Annotated in this window: 12 protein-coding genes; 7 read left to right on the top strand and 5 right to left on the bottom strand. The window is 73.1% G+C overall.

Annotated features, from left to right (window positions below):
• Positions 1–6 precede the first annotated feature (6 nt).
• A complete protein-coding gene (locus ACFYO2_RS12945) occupies positions 7–729 on the bottom strand; it encodes a hypothetical protein (RefSeq protein ID WP_388347828.1) in 723 nt (240 codons plus the stop codon).
• A gap of 95 nt (positions 730–824) precedes the next feature.
• Between ACFYO2_RS12945 and ACFYO2_RS12950 the strand changes: the two genes are divergently transcribed.
• The 4 genes from ACFYO2_RS12950 (at position 825) to ACFYO2_RS12965 (ending at position 4,749) form a co-directional block, all read left to right on the top strand.
• Entirely contained in the window at positions 825–1,691 is an 867-nt protein-coding gene (locus ACFYO2_RS12950; RefSeq protein WP_388348595.1) for a LysR family transcriptional regulator, read from the top strand.
• 93 nt (positions 1,692–1,784) lie between these two features.
• Positions 1,785–2,384: a PDZ domain-containing protein gene (locus tag ACFYO2_RS12955; RefSeq protein WP_388347830.1), complete on the top strand. Its 600-nt coding sequence runs from the start codon at positions 1,785–1,787 to the stop codon at positions 2,382–2,384.
• Positions 2,385–2,603: 219 nt separating this feature from the next.
• On the top strand, positions 2,604–3,764 hold the full coding sequence (locus tag ACFYO2_RS12960; protein ID WP_388347832.1) for a M24 family metallopeptidase: 1,161 nt from the start codon (positions 2,604–2,606) through the stop codon (positions 3,762–3,764).
• A 46-nt stretch (positions 3,765–3,810) separates the two neighbouring features.
• A complete protein-coding gene (locus ACFYO2_RS12965; protein ID WP_388347834.1) occupies positions 3,811–4,749 on the top strand; it encodes an aminoglycoside phosphotransferase family protein in 939 nt (312 codons plus the stop codon).
• Between the two features lie 23 nt (positions 4,750–4,772).
• Here ACFYO2_RS12965 and treZ read toward each other — a convergent pair whose 3' ends face one another.
• Complete coding sequence (gene treZ, locus ACFYO2_RS12970; protein ID WP_388347836.1) at positions 4,773–6,518, bottom strand: malto-oligosyltrehalose trehalohydrolase; 1,746 nt, start codon at positions 6,516–6,518, stop codon at positions 4,773–4,775.
• 173 nt (positions 6,519–6,691) lie between these two features.
• Here treZ and ACFYO2_RS12975 point away from each other — a divergent pair, with 173 nt between their 5' ends.
• From ACFYO2_RS12975 to ACFYO2_RS12985, 3 genes are all read left to right on the top strand, one after another.
• On the top strand, positions 6,692–7,243 hold the full coding sequence (locus tag ACFYO2_RS12975; protein WP_388347838.1) for an FHA domain-containing protein: 552 nt from the start codon (positions 6,692–6,694) through the stop codon (positions 7,241–7,243).
• Positions 7,244–7,412: 169 nt separating this feature from the next.
• Positions 7,413–8,777 carry a M14 family zinc carboxypeptidase gene (locus ACFYO2_RS12980; protein WP_388347840.1) on the top strand — a complete coding sequence of 455 codons (1,365 nt, stop codon included), beginning with the start codon at positions 7,413–7,415 and terminating at the stop codon, positions 8,775–8,777.
• Positions 8,774–9,193 (top strand): SSI family serine proteinase inhibitor, encoded by a 420-nt coding sequence (locus tag ACFYO2_RS12985; protein ID WP_388347842.1) that lies wholly within the window; start codon positions 8,774–8,776, stop codon positions 9,191–9,193. Before ACFYO2_RS12980 ends, ACFYO2_RS12985 begins: the two co-directional genes overlap by 4 nt.
• A gap of 132 nt (positions 9,194–9,325) precedes the next feature.
• Here the strand turns inward: ACFYO2_RS12985 and ACFYO2_RS12990 are convergent, their stop codons facing one another.
• The 3 genes from ACFYO2_RS12990 to glgX form a co-directional block, all read right to left on the bottom strand.
• Complete coding sequence (locus ACFYO2_RS12990; RefSeq protein WP_388347843.1) at positions 9,326–10,576, bottom strand: M14 family zinc carboxypeptidase; 1,251 nt, start codon at positions 10,574–10,576, stop codon at positions 9,326–9,328.
• 418 nt (positions 10,577–10,994) lie between these two features.
• Positions 10,995–13,343, bottom strand: a complete 2,349-nt coding sequence (gene treY / locus ACFYO2_RS12995) for a malto-oligosyltrehalose synthase (RefSeq protein WP_388347845.1) — start codon at positions 13,341–13,343, stop codon at positions 10,995–10,997.
• Positions 13,344–13,564: 221 nt separating this feature from the next.
• Entirely contained in the window at positions 13,565–15,682 is a 2,118-nt protein-coding gene (gene glgX, locus ACFYO2_RS13000) for a glycogen debranching protein GlgX (RefSeq protein ID WP_388347847.1), read from the bottom strand.
• Between the last annotated feature and the right edge of the window lie 63 nt (positions 15,683–15,745).

Genomic DNA, 15,745 nt, shown 5'->3' on the forward strand with positions numbered 1-15,745 from the left:
CAGGCGTCAGACGGGCTGTCCCGCGGCCCGCGCCGCGTGCTCCACCGCCGCTCGCGCCAGCGCCCGGACGATCGGGTGCGGGCGCGAGCCGTCGCCGGACAGCTCCGGCTGGAAGAGGGAGGCCAGGAAGAAGGGGTGGCCGGGGAGTTCGGCGATCCGGACGTGGCCGTCCTCGTCGTACCCGGAGAAGCGCAGGCCGTGCGCGCGCAGCGTGTCGAGGTGGCGCGTGGGGCCGTACGCGCAGAAGTAGCGCTCGACCGTGCGCTCCGAGCCGATCACGGACTGGGCGAGCGAACCCGGCTCGACGTTCACCACGGCCTCGTGGCCGACGAGCGAACAGGCCAGCGGCTCGATGAGGAAGTCGCCGGCGTCGGGGTCGTTCTCGGCGTGCGCCACCCGCGTCAGCCCGCACACGTCACGGGCGTACTCCAGCAGTGCGTGCTGGAATCCGCCGCAGGTGCCCAGGAACGGAATGCCCGTCACGCGCGCGGTACGGATCGCGGCGAGCACGCCCGCCTCGCTGCGGTACGGGCTGCCGGGCACGACCCACACCGCGTCGAACCCGCGTACGGCGTCCTCGTCCGCCGCCTCCTCGGACGGGATCCAGTAGGCGTCCAGGACGAGCCGGTCGCGCTCGGTCAGGGCATCGAGGAGGCGCGGGATGCGGGTGTGCGACACGACGTTGGGGGAGCGGTCGCCGACGAGGGCGAGCCGGGCTGTGGTGGTCATGGACGCAATCCTGCGCGGGACGCGGAGTTCACGTCCAACGATGATTTCTGCACTCGCGATAAGGAGAGCTGATGGGGTGCGGGATCCTGGCGGACATGGACCCGCACCTCCTGCGTACGTACGTCACCGTTGCCCGGCTCGCCTCCTTCTCGGAGGCCGCCCGCACGCTGGGCTACACCCAGTCGGCGGTGTCCCAGCACATCGCGGCGCTCGAACAGGACCTGGGCGCACCGCTGCTCACCCGCCGCCCGGTCGCACCCACGGCGGCCGGAGAACGGCTCCTCGAACACGCGGGCCCGCTGCTGCTGCGCCTGGACGCGGCCCGCGCGGACGTCGTACGGATGGCCGGCGCGCCCGAGCCCGGGCTGACGCTCGCCGCCGCACCGACCGCCCTCGGCCCGCTTGCCGTCGCCGCGCTGCCCGCCGTCGGCGTGACGGTACGGGTGATGGCCCGCGACGGGATCCCGGCGGCCGTCGCCACCGGCACGGCCGACCTCGGCCTGGTCGACGGCCTGGCCGCGCCCAGCGACCCGCTGCGGCTGCCCGACGTGGCCCCGCTGACCACGCACGGCGTGAGCGAGGAACCCGTGTGTGTCCTGCTGCCCGACACCCATCCCCTGGCCCGGCGCACCGGGCTGCGCCTCGCGGACCTCGCCGACGCGCGTTGGCTGGACGCATCCGACGCCGGCCTGCCGCTCGCCCAACTCCGGGCGGCGGGCGGCGGCCACGGCTTCCGGCCCGCCCTGCGCTACGAGGGCACCGACGTGCGCGTCCTGACCGCCCTGTCCGCCGCGGGCCATGGCCTGACCCTGCTGCCTCTCACGGCGGCGGGCGGGGTGCCGGGCGCGGTCGCCGTCCCGGTCACCGAACCGCGGGTCGTGCACCGGACGGAACTGGTGTGCGCGGGGGCGCCGCGGGGAGCGGCGGCTCGGCTGGTGGAGGTGCTGGTGGGGCGGATGTGAGTACCTTCCCGCTGTTGACCGAGGGGCAGTCTCACTCGTTCGTGGCTCGTGGTGCGCCGGTGCGCCGGGTAGATCACCAGGCGGAGGCGATCCATGGAACAGACTGCGTTGTGTCCCAAGCCGATGCCCGGTCAGGAACCCGGCGGCGGCAACACGTCCGGCCCGGCCCGGCGCCCGCACGCCGCGCGCCGACGTGGCCGACGGCTGAGAACCGCGCTGTTCGCCCTGTTCGTCGGCACGGTCCTGGTCCTGACCGGGATCGGCCTCGGCACGGTCGGCGCCACGGTGATCGGCATGAGCAAGCTCGCAGAACTCCAGCGACAGGCGAGGGAGCAGGGGATGTCGGGGCCTGACGGCCGGACAAGCACCTTCGCCTCGGCGCACCGCGGCCCTGCCACGCCGACCACGACCGCCTCACCGGAGTCCGTGCGCCCGACTCTCGGTCTGGAGGCCGTGGACGCCGGGAAGCCGGGCGCCCTGGTCGTCGGCGTCAATGTCCCCGGCCCGGGGTTCACGGCGGGCCTGGTCCGCGGTGACCTGCTGCTCGCGTTCGGCCGCACCCGTGTCGACTCGGCGGCCGACCTCGCCCGAGCGGTCGCCGACGCCCGACCCGGCAAGGAGATCGTGCTGACGGTCCGCCACCGCAGGGGCGGCTACCAGCAGTTGACGGTCGTCCCCGGCGTCGTCACGTGACCGCCCGGCGACGCCTGGCCACCGACAGCGCGTCGCCTCCCGTGACCCTGTCTGACGGAGAGAGGTGATCCAAGCATGGGCGTTGATGGCTGCGCGACGCCCAGACGGTGGAGGAGATGGCCGGCGCCGCGTCCGAAAGACCTGACAACCGGCTCGCGCGGCCCCCGCTGTCCGGGCAGGATGCTGCCCGTAGCCCCTTCACCCGCCCGGGAGGCCCGGATGACCGGCAGTACGGCCGCGCCCTTCACCGCCGACGACTACAGGGCCCGTATGGAACGCGCGGCGAGGGCGGCCGCCGAGGCCGGACTGGCCGGGCTGCTGGTGGCACCGGGACCCGACCTGGTGTGGCTCACCGGCTACGCGCCCACCGCGCCCACCGAACGGCTCACTCTGCTGGTCCTCGCGCCCGGACAGGACCCCGTCCTCGTCGTGCCCACCCTGGAGGCCCCGGACGCCGCGAAGGCGGCCGGCGCGGCCGCCCTCACCCTGCGCGACTGGACCGACGGCAAGGACCCCTACGCCGCCACCGCAGCCCTCCTCGACGCCTCCGGCATCCCCCACAGCCTCAAGGGCGTGGGAGGTGCCCTCATCGGCATCAGCGACAACGCCTGGGCGATGCACCTCCTGGGACTGCAGAAGGCGCTCCCCGCCACCTTCTACGCCTCCCTCACCGAGGCCCTGCCGATGCTGCGAGCCGTCAAGGACGCGGCGGAGCTGAAGCTGTTGGCGGCCGCGGGCGCGGCCGCGGACGCCACGTTCGAGGACATCCGGAACGTTCCCTTCGCCGGCCGCAGGGAGTCGGAGATCGCCGCCGACCTCAGCCGGCTGCTGCGTGAACACGGGCATGCACAGGTCGACTTCACGATCGTCGCCTCCGGCCCGAACGGCGCCAACCCGCACCACGGGGTGGGCGACCGGGTCGTCGAGCGCGGCGACATGGTCGTCCTGGACTTCGGCGGCCTCAAGGACGGCTACGGCTCCGACACCTCCCGCACGGTCCACGTCGGCGAACCCACCGACGAGGAACGCCGGGTCCACGACCTCGTGCGCGCGGCCCAGGAGGCGGGCGTCGGGGCGGTACGGCCCGGCGTCGCCTGCCAGGAGGTCGACCGGGCCGCCCGCGCGGTCATCGCCGACGCCGGCTACGGCGAGTACTTCATCCACCGCACCGGCCACGGCATCGGCGTCACCACGCACGAGCCGCCGTACATGATCGAGGGCGAGGAACAGCCCCTCGTGCCCGGCATGTGCTTCTCCGTGGAACCCGGCGTCTATCTGCCGGGCCGGTTCGGAGTACGCATCGAGGACATCGTCACGGTCACCGACGACGGCGGGCGCCGCCTCAACACCACCAGCCGGGAGATGGTCATAGTGGAGTGACGAGCACCACGAGTCCCCACCGTCCCCGACCGACAACGGCGCGACCATGACCCAGGCACCGACACCCACCGCGGACACCGTCCGCCGGCTGGTCCGTACCCTCCTCAAGGAGAGTGCGGCCAACGCCGCCGGCCCCGACGTGCGGCCCGCCGCCGAGGGCGGCGAGCCCGCCACCTGGTGGGTCGGCACGCGCCATGTCCTGCGCCTCGACCCCGACAGCGCGGCGGCCGCCCGCCGCCGCCGCGAACTGCGCCTGCGTGACCTGGTCCGCCCCCACCTGCCGGTCGCCGTGCCGACGAGCGTGGCGCACGGCGAGTGGGCGCCCGGACTGACGTACACGCTGGACACGAAGCTGCCCGGCGGCTCGGGGGAGGACCACGACGTGTCCGCCGTGGGCGAGGCCGACCTGGCCGGGCTGCTCACGGGCCTGCGTGAGGTGCCGGTCCGGCAGGCGGAGGCGCTCGGCGTGCCGCGCACCGCCCCGCGCTCCCTGGAGGCGCTGCGCCGGGAGGCCGAGCGCGCCGCCGAACGCCTCGCCGCGGCCGACGAGTTCGACCCCGCCCGTCTCCAGCAGCTCACGGTCCCGGCCGCGGTCCAGCTCGCCGCCCAGCCCGGCTCGGCGGTCCTCGTCCACCACGGCCTCACCGGCGACCACCTCGTGGTCAGCGGCGACGGCCGGGTGCGCGGAGTCCTGGACTGGACCGACGCGGTCCTCGGCGACCCCGCCGAGGACATCGCCGGCCTCGCCCGCGCCGTCGGCTCCCCGGCCGCCGTCCGCGCCGCCACCCTCGCCGGCTACGGTGCCCGCCCCTGCCTGCGCGGCCTCTGGCTCGCCCGCTGCGACACCGTCATCCACCTCACCGCCTGCCTTCAGGGCCGCGACGACACCCCGATCCCTCTCCTCAGGACCCGGCTGCGACGTGCCTGGGAGGCGATCCTGCTGGAACGGGTGACGGAACTGCGCGACGAGGAGACGGACGAGTAGGAGGCCGGTCCTGACCTGCCCGCTCAGTCCTGCAGCAGCACCACGCACGACTCCCCGGGCACGTGCAGCACCCCGTCCGCGCCCGGCGCCTCGACCGGCTCCCACGCGGCGAGTACGCGCGCGGGGCGGGTGCCGAGCGGGATCGCCGCCGGCTCCTTGGCCAGGTTCACGACCACCCGGACGTCACCGCGGCGGAAGGCCAGCCACCGGCTCTGCTCGTCGTACGCCACCTTGGTGTCGGCGAGGTCCGGATCCGTGAGGTCCGCCTGCTCGTGCCGCAGGGCGATGAGCAGGCGGTACCAGTCCAGCACGCGCGCGTGGGACTCGCGCTCGGGCTCGGACCAGTCGAGGCAGGAGCGGTCGCGGGTGGCGGGGTCCTGGGGGTCGGGTACGTCCTCCTCGGCCCAGCCGTGCGCTGCGAACTCCCGCCGCCTGCCCCGCCGTACGGCCTCCGCGAGCTCGGGATCGGTGTGGTCGGTGAAGAACTGCCAGGGCGTGCCCGCCGCCCATTCCTCGCCCATGAACAGCATCGGCGTGAAGGGCGAGGTGAGCGTCAGCGTCGCCGCGCAGGCCAGCAGGCCGGGGGAGAGGGAGGCGGACAGCCGGTCGCCCAGGGCGCGATTGCCGATCTGGTCGTGGGTCTGGGTGTAGCCGAGGAGCCGGTGCCCCGCGACGCGGTTGCGGTCCAGGGGCCGACCGTGGTGTCTGTCCCGGAAGCTCGAGTAGGTGCCGTCGTGGAAGTAGCCGCCGGTGAGTGTCTTGGCGACCGCCGCCAGCGGGGCGCGCGCGAAGTCGGCGTAGTAGCCCTGCGACTCGCCGGTCAGCGCGGCGTGCAGGGCGTGGTGGAAGTCGTCGTTCCACTGCGCGTGCAGCCCGAGGCCCCACTCCGCGCGCGGGGTGACGAGCCGCGGATCGTTCAGGTCGGACTCGGCGATCAGGAACAGCGGCCGGCCCAGATCGCCGGCGAGACCGTCCACGGCCGTCGACAGCTCCTCCAGGAAGTGGCACGCGCGCGTGTCCGCCAGCGCGTGCACCGCGTCCAGGCGCAGCCCGTCGATCCGGTAGTCGCGCAGCCACGCCAGCGCGCTGCCCACCAGATACGTCCGCACCTCGTCCGAACCGGGCGCGTCCAGGTTCACCGCGGAACCCCAGGGCGTGTGGTGGGTGTCCGTGAAGTAGGGGCCGAACGCGGGGAGGTAGTTGCCGGACGGGCCCAGGTGGTTGTGCACCACGTCCAGGACCACGCCCAGACCGAGCTCGTGCGCCCGGTCGACGAAGCGTTTCAGCGCCTCGGGGCCGCCGTACGGCTCGTGCACCGCCCACAACGAGACCCCCTCGTACCCCCAGCCGTGCCGCCCGGGGAAGGGGCACAGTGGCATCAACTCGACGTGCGTGACGCCCAGTTCCACGAGGTGCCCGAGCCTCTCGGCCGCCGCGTCCAGGGTGCCCTCGTGCGTGTACGTGCCCACGTGCAGCTCGTACAGCACCGCACCCGGCAGCGGACGGCCCGCCCAGTCGGCGCGCCACGCGTACCGCTCGTGCTCGACGACCGCGCTCAGCCCGTCCGGCCCGTCCGGTTGCCGGCGCGACCGCGGATCGGGCAGCACCGGGCCGTCGTCCACCGCGAAGCCGTACCGGGTGCCGTCCCGCGCGTCCGCCTCTCCCCACCACCAGCCCACGCGCCGCGGATCGCGCTCCAACGCGCGCGTGGCGCCGTCACAATGGAGCGTCACACGATCGGCCTGCGGTGCCCACACCTCGAACTGCACGGACGGTTCCCCTTCGTCTGCTCACCGTGATGTAGCCCGTCCATCGTGCTTCAAACGCGATCAATACGTCGGTGAATCCGCCCTATCGCGGCAGGTGTCGCAAGGTACGCGCGCGTGGCGGCCGTTTCCGTGTTTTCTGGACACCCGGCGTTCACTGTCCGACAATCACGAGCGTGACGTCGTCCTTCGAGTTCAACACGTACCCCGCGCGGTTGTCCGACGCGGAGCGCGACAAGGCGCTGAAGGTGCTCCGTGACGGCGTCGCCATGGGTCGGCTCTCGCACGACACGTTCGTGCGGCGGATGGAACTGGCGCTCTCGGCCCGCCGTTCCGACGAGCTCGCGGTGCTCACCGCCGACCTGCCGACGGAGAGCCGCGTCTCACGCCTGGTGTTCGGCGCCGTGGAAGCGGTTTCCGGCTTCACGGTACGGCTGCGCCGGGCCTGGCAGGCCGAGCGGCTGCCCAAGCTGCTGCTGCCCCACCCCGGATCCGGCCACGCCCTGCGGATCGGCCGCGACCCCGCCAACGGGCTGCGCCTGACCCACGAGACGGTGTCCCGTGTGCACGCCGAACTCAGCCGCCAGGGCGGCATGTGGGTGCTGCGTGACCTCGGCTCGACCAACGGCACGACGGTGAACGGCCGTCGGGTCATCGGTGCGGCCGTCGTCCGCGAGGGAGACCAGGTCGGGTTCGGGCGGATGGCCTTCCGCCTCGCGACCGGCTGAGTCCGCCCACCGAGTCCACTAGATGCACTGAGTCAACGCTTAGCTCTGGCCCATGCTTTACGCACTGCTGTGCCTCAAGTCCCTTTGCTCTGCATAGTGTTGACGTACCCGCCAAGTCGTGACTGACTGTGCGTACACCATGCACATCAGGTGAACCGACGGCACCGCATTGTGGAGGTGTGCCCTGCCGCCACTCCTCCGCTACCCGACCGTCGACGAACTCGGCGCCCGGGCGGCTGCCCTCGTCGCCCGCCATCCCGAGGACGCCCGACTGCGCCGGGCGGGCACCTCCCGGGCGGGCACCCCCATGTGGCTGCTCTCCATCGGTCACGGCAGCCGCCAGGCCCTCGTCGTGGCGGGCCCGCACGCCAACGAGCCCGTGGGCGGCGCCACCGTCCTGCGGCTGGCCGAGCGTGCCCTCGCCGACCCCACCCTCACCGCGGGCGCCGACGCCACCTGGAACCTGCTGCTCTGCCTCGACCCCGACGGCCTGCGCCGCAACGAACGCTGGCTGCGCGGCCCGTACACCCTCGGTCACTACTTCCGGAACTTCTTCCGGCCCGGCTTCCTGGAACAGCCCGAATGGCTGCCCGACGGCGCGGCCGGCGCCATACTGCCCGAAACCCGGGCCCTGCTCGACGTCCAGGACGAACTGCGGCCCTTCTTCCAGTGCTCCCTGCACGGCGTCGACGTCGGCGGCGGCTTCGTCGAGCTCACCCGCGACCTGCCCGGCCTCGCGCAGCGCGTCGCGCACACCGCGGCCCGCCTCGGCATACCGCGCGAACTCGGTCCGTACGACACCCTGTACTGGCCGAATCTCGGGCCGGCCGTGTACCGAATACCGCCGCCCAGGCCGACCGACCTGGCCGCGGCGATCACCGAGGCAGCCGTCGAGTCCACCTGGTTCCACCCGCACCGGCACGGCACGGTGACCGCCGTCGTCGAAGCGCCCATGTGGGGGGTGGCCGCCGTGGAGGACGCCACACCGCCCGCCGACGCCGCCGCGGTGCTGCGCACCGTCAGCCACACCCTGCGCCACGACGCGCACCTCCTGGAGCGGATCCTCGCCCGGATCCGGCCCCACCTCGCGGCCGCACCGGACGCGGCCCGCCTGCTCGCCCCGGTCGAGGACTATTTACTGGTCTGCCCCGGCCTAGCCGACGCGTGGGACCCCGACGTCGCCGTGGGTGAGCGCCCGCTGCCACCCCTCAGCACCGCCCATCTGACCGCCCTGCGCATCGCCGGACGACGCCTCGCCCTGCGGACCGCGGGGCTGCTGCACCAGCTCCTGACCCGCTCCGGCACCGATCCGGCCGGCGTCCTGCCGGACCTGGACCGGCTGGTCGACGAGTGGTGCGCCGACTACCGAGACGGCTGCGGGGCGCGCTGGATCCCCGTCGCACGCCAGGTGGAGTACCAGTCACGGGTCGTACTCGCCGCGTTCGAGCTCGCCGGGCACGACGCACCCGCCCGCTCCCGTTCGGGTGAGTCGGGGTGGGGTTCCGAGGCCGCCGTGCCGATGCATCGGGAATGACACACACCAACACAACGACAGCGGTACGCGGCGGGCTGCTCGCGGCGGCCGCCCTCCTCCTCGCCACCGCCCCCTCGGCGCAGGCGGCACCCCAGGAGTCCACCCGGGGCGACTGGCTCTTCGTCACGCTCACCACGGGCGACGCCCGCTCCAGAGACACCCGCAGCACCCTGCTGCGATGCGACCCGCCCCAGGGCCACGGGCGCGCCGCCGAGGCCTGCGCGCAGCTCGAGTCGGCCGACGGCGACATCGGCGCGATCTCGTCCTGGGAGGTGTACTGCCCGATGATCTACGCGCCGGTGACCGCCCACGCGCGCGGACAGTGGCACGGACGGCCCGTCCAGTACAGGGAGACCTTCTCCAACAAGTGCGTACTGGCGGCGCGGACCGGGGCGGTCTTCGCGCTGGACGGCTGAGGCGGCAGATCGCGAGGCGCTCTGCACGCGCGCGTGGCGACGGATCCTGTACGGCCGTGTGGCGACCAAGTCCATACGGCCGTGTGGCGACCAAGCCCTACGGCCGTGTGGCGACCAAGCCAGTACGGCCGTTCATGCCACCCGGTCGCGGGCGTGCAGCGCCGCCGCGACGACCGTGCGGGACTGGTGCTCGACCTGGTGCTCCAGGGGCACCCAGCGGGCCCGGAAGCGGTCGGCGAAGGCGTGGCTCCAGGTCGCCACGAGCCGTTCCAGACGCGGTGCCGCAGGGTCGTCGGTCTCCCGGAGGACCCGCAGCAGCATGGCCGCCGCCCGTAGCGGCACCCGGCGTGCGAAGGCGTCCACGCTGCCGACGTACGCCCTGGTGTTGTCGGCGGGCGGGGTGCCGACCCAGTCCGCGGCCAGCCCCGGCACCAGCTCGAGGCCCCACTTGGCGGCCCGCAACAGGGGTCCGTCGGCGCCCCGCAGACGTGGCAGCGCGTCGGCGAGCACCTCCTCCACCTCCAGCGAGTCCCGCAACAGCCGCCCCGCCAGCTGCCGCAGCGCCGCGGCCGGCGCCGGGTGCGGCACCGGGTCGTCCACCAGGTCGCTCGCCCACATCGGCACCTCGACGACCGCGGTCAGACCGCCGTACCGGTGGGCGTGGTACCAAGTGCTCTGCCGTGCGTCGTCCGGCAGGCTCGGGTACGCCGCCTCCGCGCCCGGCGACGGCATGACGTGCACCCCGGGCCCGGAGGCGGGCCAGCCCGCGGCGTCCGAGGCGCCCGTCTCCACCGGTATGTTCAGCTCCGCCGCGGACTTGGCGAACGGCTCGGCGAGACCCGGGACGTCCTTGGTCAACTGCACCCAGGTGCCGCCCAGATCGGTCCCGTGCAGGGTCACCTGGAGGTAGGGGTGCAGTTCGTCGATGACCCCGGTCAGGGCGCGCGTCTCGGGCGGCAGCCGGTCGGGCGGCAACACGGAGGGCGACCACTCCGGCTGTTCCGGTCCCGCGGGCCGGAAGAACCCGAGGTGGTAGTCGAACAGGCTGCGCGGCGCCGGGGTGACATGCAGGCTCGCCCCGTCGGGATCGGCGCACAGCAGGAAGTGCCAGGACGTGTCGGTGCGCAACTCCCGCTCGTGCAGGACCCGTTCGGCGACCGCGAGGAGCGTGGCACCGCCGGTCGGCTCGTTGGCGTGGGCGCCCGCGACCACCAGCACGGCACGGCGGGCCTGGCCCACGGACAGCAGATACAGGGGCCTGCCCGCCCGGGAGACGCCCACCTGTCTCAGGGCGCATGCGCCGTGCCGGTGGGCGGCCAACGCCCTTGCGGCCGTGACCAGTTCGGTCACCGTGGGGTAGCGCAGCTCCGGCAGGACACTCACCCCCGTCACATCCGCCCGGCTTCGCAATCCGCAGTACTCCATGCTCCCGTTGACGTGTCAAGGACGGCACGGGGGAGGCTCCAGGGGGCGCCCAGATGCACTTACCGGCAGCAGGTAGAGCCGTTCGTGCCAGCGGGCCTGTGGGCGCCCGGCCCGTCGGGGTACCGGGCCCGGATACCCGCTCTGCCGCGTTTCACACCCGGCCGAAACCCGGTATCTCTCACCGACCGCCGCGCGTCCATGCGCGGGTACGCCGTCGTCGAGCCCCCCGGCGGCCGGCCCCCCGGTACTCGCCATCACACGCCGCCTCTCCGGCACGAGCCCCGGGAGCGCGCGCGGGCGCACGCCGGTCGCGAGGGCGGGGCCGCGGTGCGGGCGGAGGGGCGCACGCCCCTCCGTCGGCCCCTCTCGGCCCGCCTCAGCCCGTCCGCTCCAGCAGCGCCACCGGCAGCCCCTCGAACAGCTCCTCCAATAGCGCGTGCCCCGTGAACTCCCGTTCCGGAACCAGGACGTCCGCCCACCGGCCCGGTGGCAGCGGCAGCAGGGTGTCCCGCCAGCCGCCCGCCTCCGCCAGCCGCAGCGACAACCGGGTCACGGCCGTGAGGACTTCTCCGGAACGGGTGAACGCCACGCAGTGAGCCGCCGCCGGGCCCTCGGCGGCCAGGGGCGCGTACGTCGCCGAGTCGCCGAAGACGTCGGGGCGTCGGGCGCGCAGGCCCAGTGCCGCGCGCGTCAGCGCGTCCTTGGCACCGGGGTTCTCCGGAGGGAACCGCACGGGCCGGCGGTTGTCCGGGTCGACCAGGGCGCGGTACTCGCTCTCCGTGCCCTGGTAGATGTCCGGCACGCCCGGCATGGTCAGGTGGACCAGAGCCGTGCCGAGAAGGTTGGCTCGGATGTGGGGCTCCAGCCGGTCCCGGAGGGCGGTCACGTGCTCGCCGGGCACTCCGCACGGCCCCGCCGCGACGAACGCCGCCACCGCCTCCTCGTACGGGGGCTCCTGTTCCGTCCAGCTCGTGTACAGGCCGGCCTCGCGCACGTGCTTCAGCAGGGCCTCCTGGACGCGTTCCGGGGCCGCCCGCCCCAGACCGAACACCGTCTGCCAGGCCGCCCAGGCCAGCTGCGGGTCCGGCACGCCCTCGCCGGTGCGCGTGACCTCGGCCAGGACGTCGGCCCAGTGCTGAGGGCACTCCGTGAGCACCGCCAGGGCCGCGCGTACGTCGGCGCTGCGCTTGGTGTCGTGCGTCGACACGACCGTCCCGGACACCGGCCAGTCGCGCTGCACGCGCGCGCAGTAGGCGTGGAAGTCCTCCGGGGACACGGTCGGGCTCCCCGGGTTCCCGCCCACCTCGGTCGCCGACAGCAGCGGCACATAGCGGTAGAACGCCGTGTCCTCCACGGACTTGGCGCGCAGCGCCGACGAGGTCTGGGCGAACCGGGTGCGGAACTCAACGTGTGCGGGCCCGTCGCCGTACCGCCCGAGCACCAGGTCGCGTACGACGTCGACCGCGTCGGCCTCCTCCGGGACGACGAAGGCGAGCCTGGCCTCGGCCGCGGCCGCCTCGGTGACGACCCGGGCCGCGTCCCCGGAGGCGTACGGCCGGTAGACCTCCAGGCGGACCAGGAGTTCCTGGAGCGCGGTGCGCAGCGCCCAGGGCGCCCGGTCGTGCAGCGCCGGCTCCGGCGACCGGGCGCACAGGCGGCTCGCCACCCGGGTCAGCCGGTCGGTCTCCGTCGCCAGCTCGTGCGTGAGCACCTTGTACGCCGCCCGCCGCACGGTCGCGTCCCAGTCCCCGCCTCGGTCCGTCTGCGGGGCCGCGAACCGCCGGTACTGGCCGAGGAGTTCCCCGGCCCCCGCCGGATCCGCGAAGAGACCGTCGACGTGCCGCAGGGCGTCGTAGCCGGTGGTGCCCGCGACGGGCCAAGAGGCCGGCAGGGCCTCCCCGTCCGCCAGGATCTTCTCCACGACCGTCCAGCGGCCGCCGGTCGCCTCGTGCAGCCGCAGGAGGTAGGCGTCGGGGTCGGCGAGGCCGTCGGGGTGGTCGACGCGCAGGCCGTCGATCACGCCCTCGTGGAGCAACTGCAGAATCTTGGCGTGGGTGGCCTCGAACACCTCCGGGTCCTCGACCCGTACGCCGATGAGCTCCGAGATGCTGAAGAAACGCCGGTAGTTGAGCTCCGTACGGGCCAGCCGCCACCACACCGGGCGGTACCACTGCGCGTCCAGCAGCTGCGGCAGCGGCAGCTCCTCGGTGCCCTCGCGCAGCGGGAAGACGTGGTCGTAGTAGCGCAGGAGGCTGCCGTCGACCTTCAAGTGCTCCGTCTCCGTGCCGAGCGGGTGCCCGAGCACCGGCAGCAGTACCTGGCCGCCCTGCGCCTCCCAGTCGATGTCGAACCAGCGCGCGTACGGCGACTTGGGGCCCTCCCGAAGGACGTCCCACAGGGCCCGGTTGTGCCGCGGGGCCATGGCCATGTGGTTGGGCACGATGTCCACCACCAGGCCGAGCCCGTGCTCCCGCGCGGTGCGCGCCAGTGCCCGCAGGCCCTCCTCGCCGCCCAGTTCCTCCCGCACGCGCGCGTGGTCCACGACGTCGTAGCCGTGACCCGAGCCGGGGACCGCCTCGAGGACGGGCGAGAGGTGCAGGTGCGAGACGCCGAGCGACGCCAGGTACGGCACGGCCGCCGCCGCGGCCGGGAACGGGAACTCGGGCTGCAGCTGCAGCCGGTAGGTGGCCGTCGGCACCGCCGGGTCAGATCGCTCAGGTGTCATGCAAACCTACGTACCCGCCCCGCCGCCTTTCGTGTCATCGACGCGCCAAGCCCTGCCGGGAGCGGTCCGCGAGATCCCCCGCGGACCGCCGCGTCCGGCTCGCCCACCCGCCTCTGCTATCCCGGTGACGGTGCCCCGGCGCCGTATGCCGGACGCATCGAAAGCGCTTTCCACGCGCGCGTGCCCGGCGACCGGCACGACAGACGCATGGGCGCGCCTTCCTAGACCGGCCGCTGCAACACGACCATGCTCCGGTCCACCAGCCTCAGCCGGTCCCCCGCCTGCACCTTCGCGACCGTGCCCGGCGGTACCCCGTCCGTGCGGGCGGTGTCGACCAGCACCTGCCACTGCCGGCCGTGGTTGACCGGCACCACGAACTCAAGGGCCTTCGGTGAGGCGTTGAACATCAGCAGGAACGAGTCGTCGGTGATCCGCTCGCCGCGCGCGCCCGGCTCGGAGATCGCGTTGCCGTTCAGGAACACCGTCAGCGCGGACGCCTGCGCCCGGTCCCAGTCCCGCTGGGTCATCTCCTTGCCCCCGGGCGTGAACCAGGCGATGTCCGACAGGTCGTCGTGCGTGCCCTCCACGGGCCGCCCGTGGAAGAAGCGCCGCCGGCGGAAGACCGGATGCTCCTTGCGCAGCCGCACGATCGCGCGCGTGAAGTCCAGCAGCTCACGCTCCGGCCCCTCGTCGTCCGGCCACCGCACCCAGGCCAGCTCGCTGTCCTGGCAGTACGCGTTGTTGTTGCCGCTCTGTGTGCGCGCGACCTCGTCGCCGTGGCTGATCATCGGCACACCCTGGGACAGCATCAGCGTGGCGATGAAGTTCCGCATCTGCCTCGCCCGCAGCTCCAGCACGGCCGGGTCGTCGGTCTCGCCCTCCACCCCGCAGTTCCAGGACCGGTTGTGACTCTCGCCGTCCCGGTTGTCCTCGCCGTTGGCCTGATTGCGCTTCTCGTTGTACGAGACCATGTCTCGCAGGGTGAAGCCGTCGTGGCAGGTCACGAAGTTGATCGAGGCGAGCGGGCGCCGCCCGTCGTCCTGGTACAGGTCGGAGGAGCCGGTCAGCCGGGACGCGAACTCCGCCAGCGTGCGCGGTTCACCGCGCCACAGGTCCCGTACGGTGTCGCGGTACTTGCCGTTCCACTCGGTCCACAGCGGCGGGAAGTTGCCCACCTGGTAGCCGCCCTCACCGACGTCCCAGGGCTCGGCGATCAGCTTCACCTGGGAGACCACCGGGTCCTGCTGCACCAGGTCGAAGAACGACGACAGCCGGTCCACCTCGTGAAACTGGCGGGCCAGGGTGGCCGCGAGGTCGAAGCGGAACCCGTCCACATGCATCTCGGTCACCCAGTAACGCAGTGAGTCCATGATCAGCTGCAGGACGTGCGGGGACCGCATGAGCAGCGAGTTCCCGGTGCCTGTGGTGTCCGTGTAGTAGCGGGGATCGTCCGCCAGGCGGTAGTACTGCGGATTGTCGAGGCCCTTGAAGGACAGCGTCGGGCCCAGGTGGTTGCCCTCGGCGGTGTGGTTGTAGACCACATCCAGAATGACCTCGATACCGGCCTCGTGCAGCGCCCGCACCGCCGACTTGAACTCCAGGACCTGCTGCCCGCGGTCGCCCCAGGAGGCGTACGCGTTGTGCGGGGCGAAGAAGCCGATGGTGTTGTAGCCCCAGTAATTGTTCAGGCCCATGTCGACCAGCCGGTGATCGTTCACGAACTGGTGTACGGGCATCAGCTCCAGCGCGGTGACGCCCAGCTCGGTGAGGTGCTCGATGATCGCCGGATGCGCGAGCGCGGCATAGGTGCCGCGCAGCTCCTCCGGGAGCCCGGGATGCCGCATCGTGAGGCCCTTGACATGGGCCTCGTAGATCACCGTGTGGTGGTACTCGGTGCGCGGCCGCCGGTCGTCGCCCCAGTCGAAGTACGGGTTCACCACGACCGACGCCATCATGTGCGGCGCCGAGTCGAGATCGTTGCGCCTGTCGGGCGCGTCGAAGTGGTAGCCGTACACCTCCTCGCCCCAGTGGATCGAGCCGCTGATCGCGCGCGCGTACGGGTCGAGCAGCAGCTTCGCCGAATTGCAGCGCAGACCGCGCTCGGGGGCGTACGGCCCGTGGGCACGGAAGCCGTACCGCTGCCCCGGCATGACGCCGGGCAGATACGCGTGCCGGACGAACGCGTCGCTCTCCCGCAGTTCCACCGCCGTCTCCGAGCCGTCGTCGTGCAACAGACACAGCTCTACTCGGTCCGCGGCCTCCGTGAAGACCGCGAAGTTGGTGCCGGCGCCGTCATACGTAGCGCCGAGCGGATACGCCTCTCCAGGCCAGACCTGCATGGATACGACTCTTCCAGGTGTCCCGCGCCGCTGGGGGCGCCTTGGCCCCGAGTGTCCACGAAA

The sequence above is a fragment of the Streptomyces sp. NPDC006602 genome (assembly GCF_042870385.1).
Lineage (GTDB): Bacteria > Actinomycetota > Actinomycetes > Streptomycetales > Streptomycetaceae > Streptomyces.

Excerpts from the sequence above, each read along its gene's own strand:
- ACFYO2_RS12945 (WP_388347828.1), bottom strand. The coding sequence starts at position 729 with ATGACCACCACAGCCCGGCTCGCCCTCGTCGGCGACCGCTCCCCCAAC.
- ACFYO2_RS12950 (WP_388348595.1), top strand. The coding sequence starts at position 825 with ATGGACCCGCACCTCCTGCGTACGTACGTCACCGTTGCCCGGCTCGCC.
- ACFYO2_RS12955 (WP_388347830.1), top strand. The coding sequence starts at position 1,785 with ATGGAACAGACTGCGTTGTGTCCCAAGCCGATGCCCGGTCAGGAACCC.
- ACFYO2_RS12960 (WP_388347832.1), top strand. The coding sequence starts at position 2,604 with ATGACCGGCAGTACGGCCGCGCCCTTCACCGCCGACGACTACAGGGCC.
- ACFYO2_RS12965 (WP_388347834.1), top strand. The coding sequence starts at position 3,811 with ATGACCCAGGCACCGACACCCACCGCGGACACCGTCCGCCGGCTGGTC.
- ACFYO2_RS12985 (WP_388347842.1), top strand. The coding sequence starts at position 8,774 with ATGACACACACCAACACAACGACAGCGGTACGCGGCGGGCTGCTCGCG.
- treY (WP_388347845.1), bottom strand. The coding sequence starts at position 13,343 with ATGACACCTGAGCGATCTGACCCGGCGGTGCCGACGGCCACCTACCGG.
- glgX (WP_388347847.1), bottom strand. The coding sequence starts at position 15,682 with ATGCAGGTCTGGCCTGGAGAGGCGTATCCGCTCGGCGCTACGTATGAC.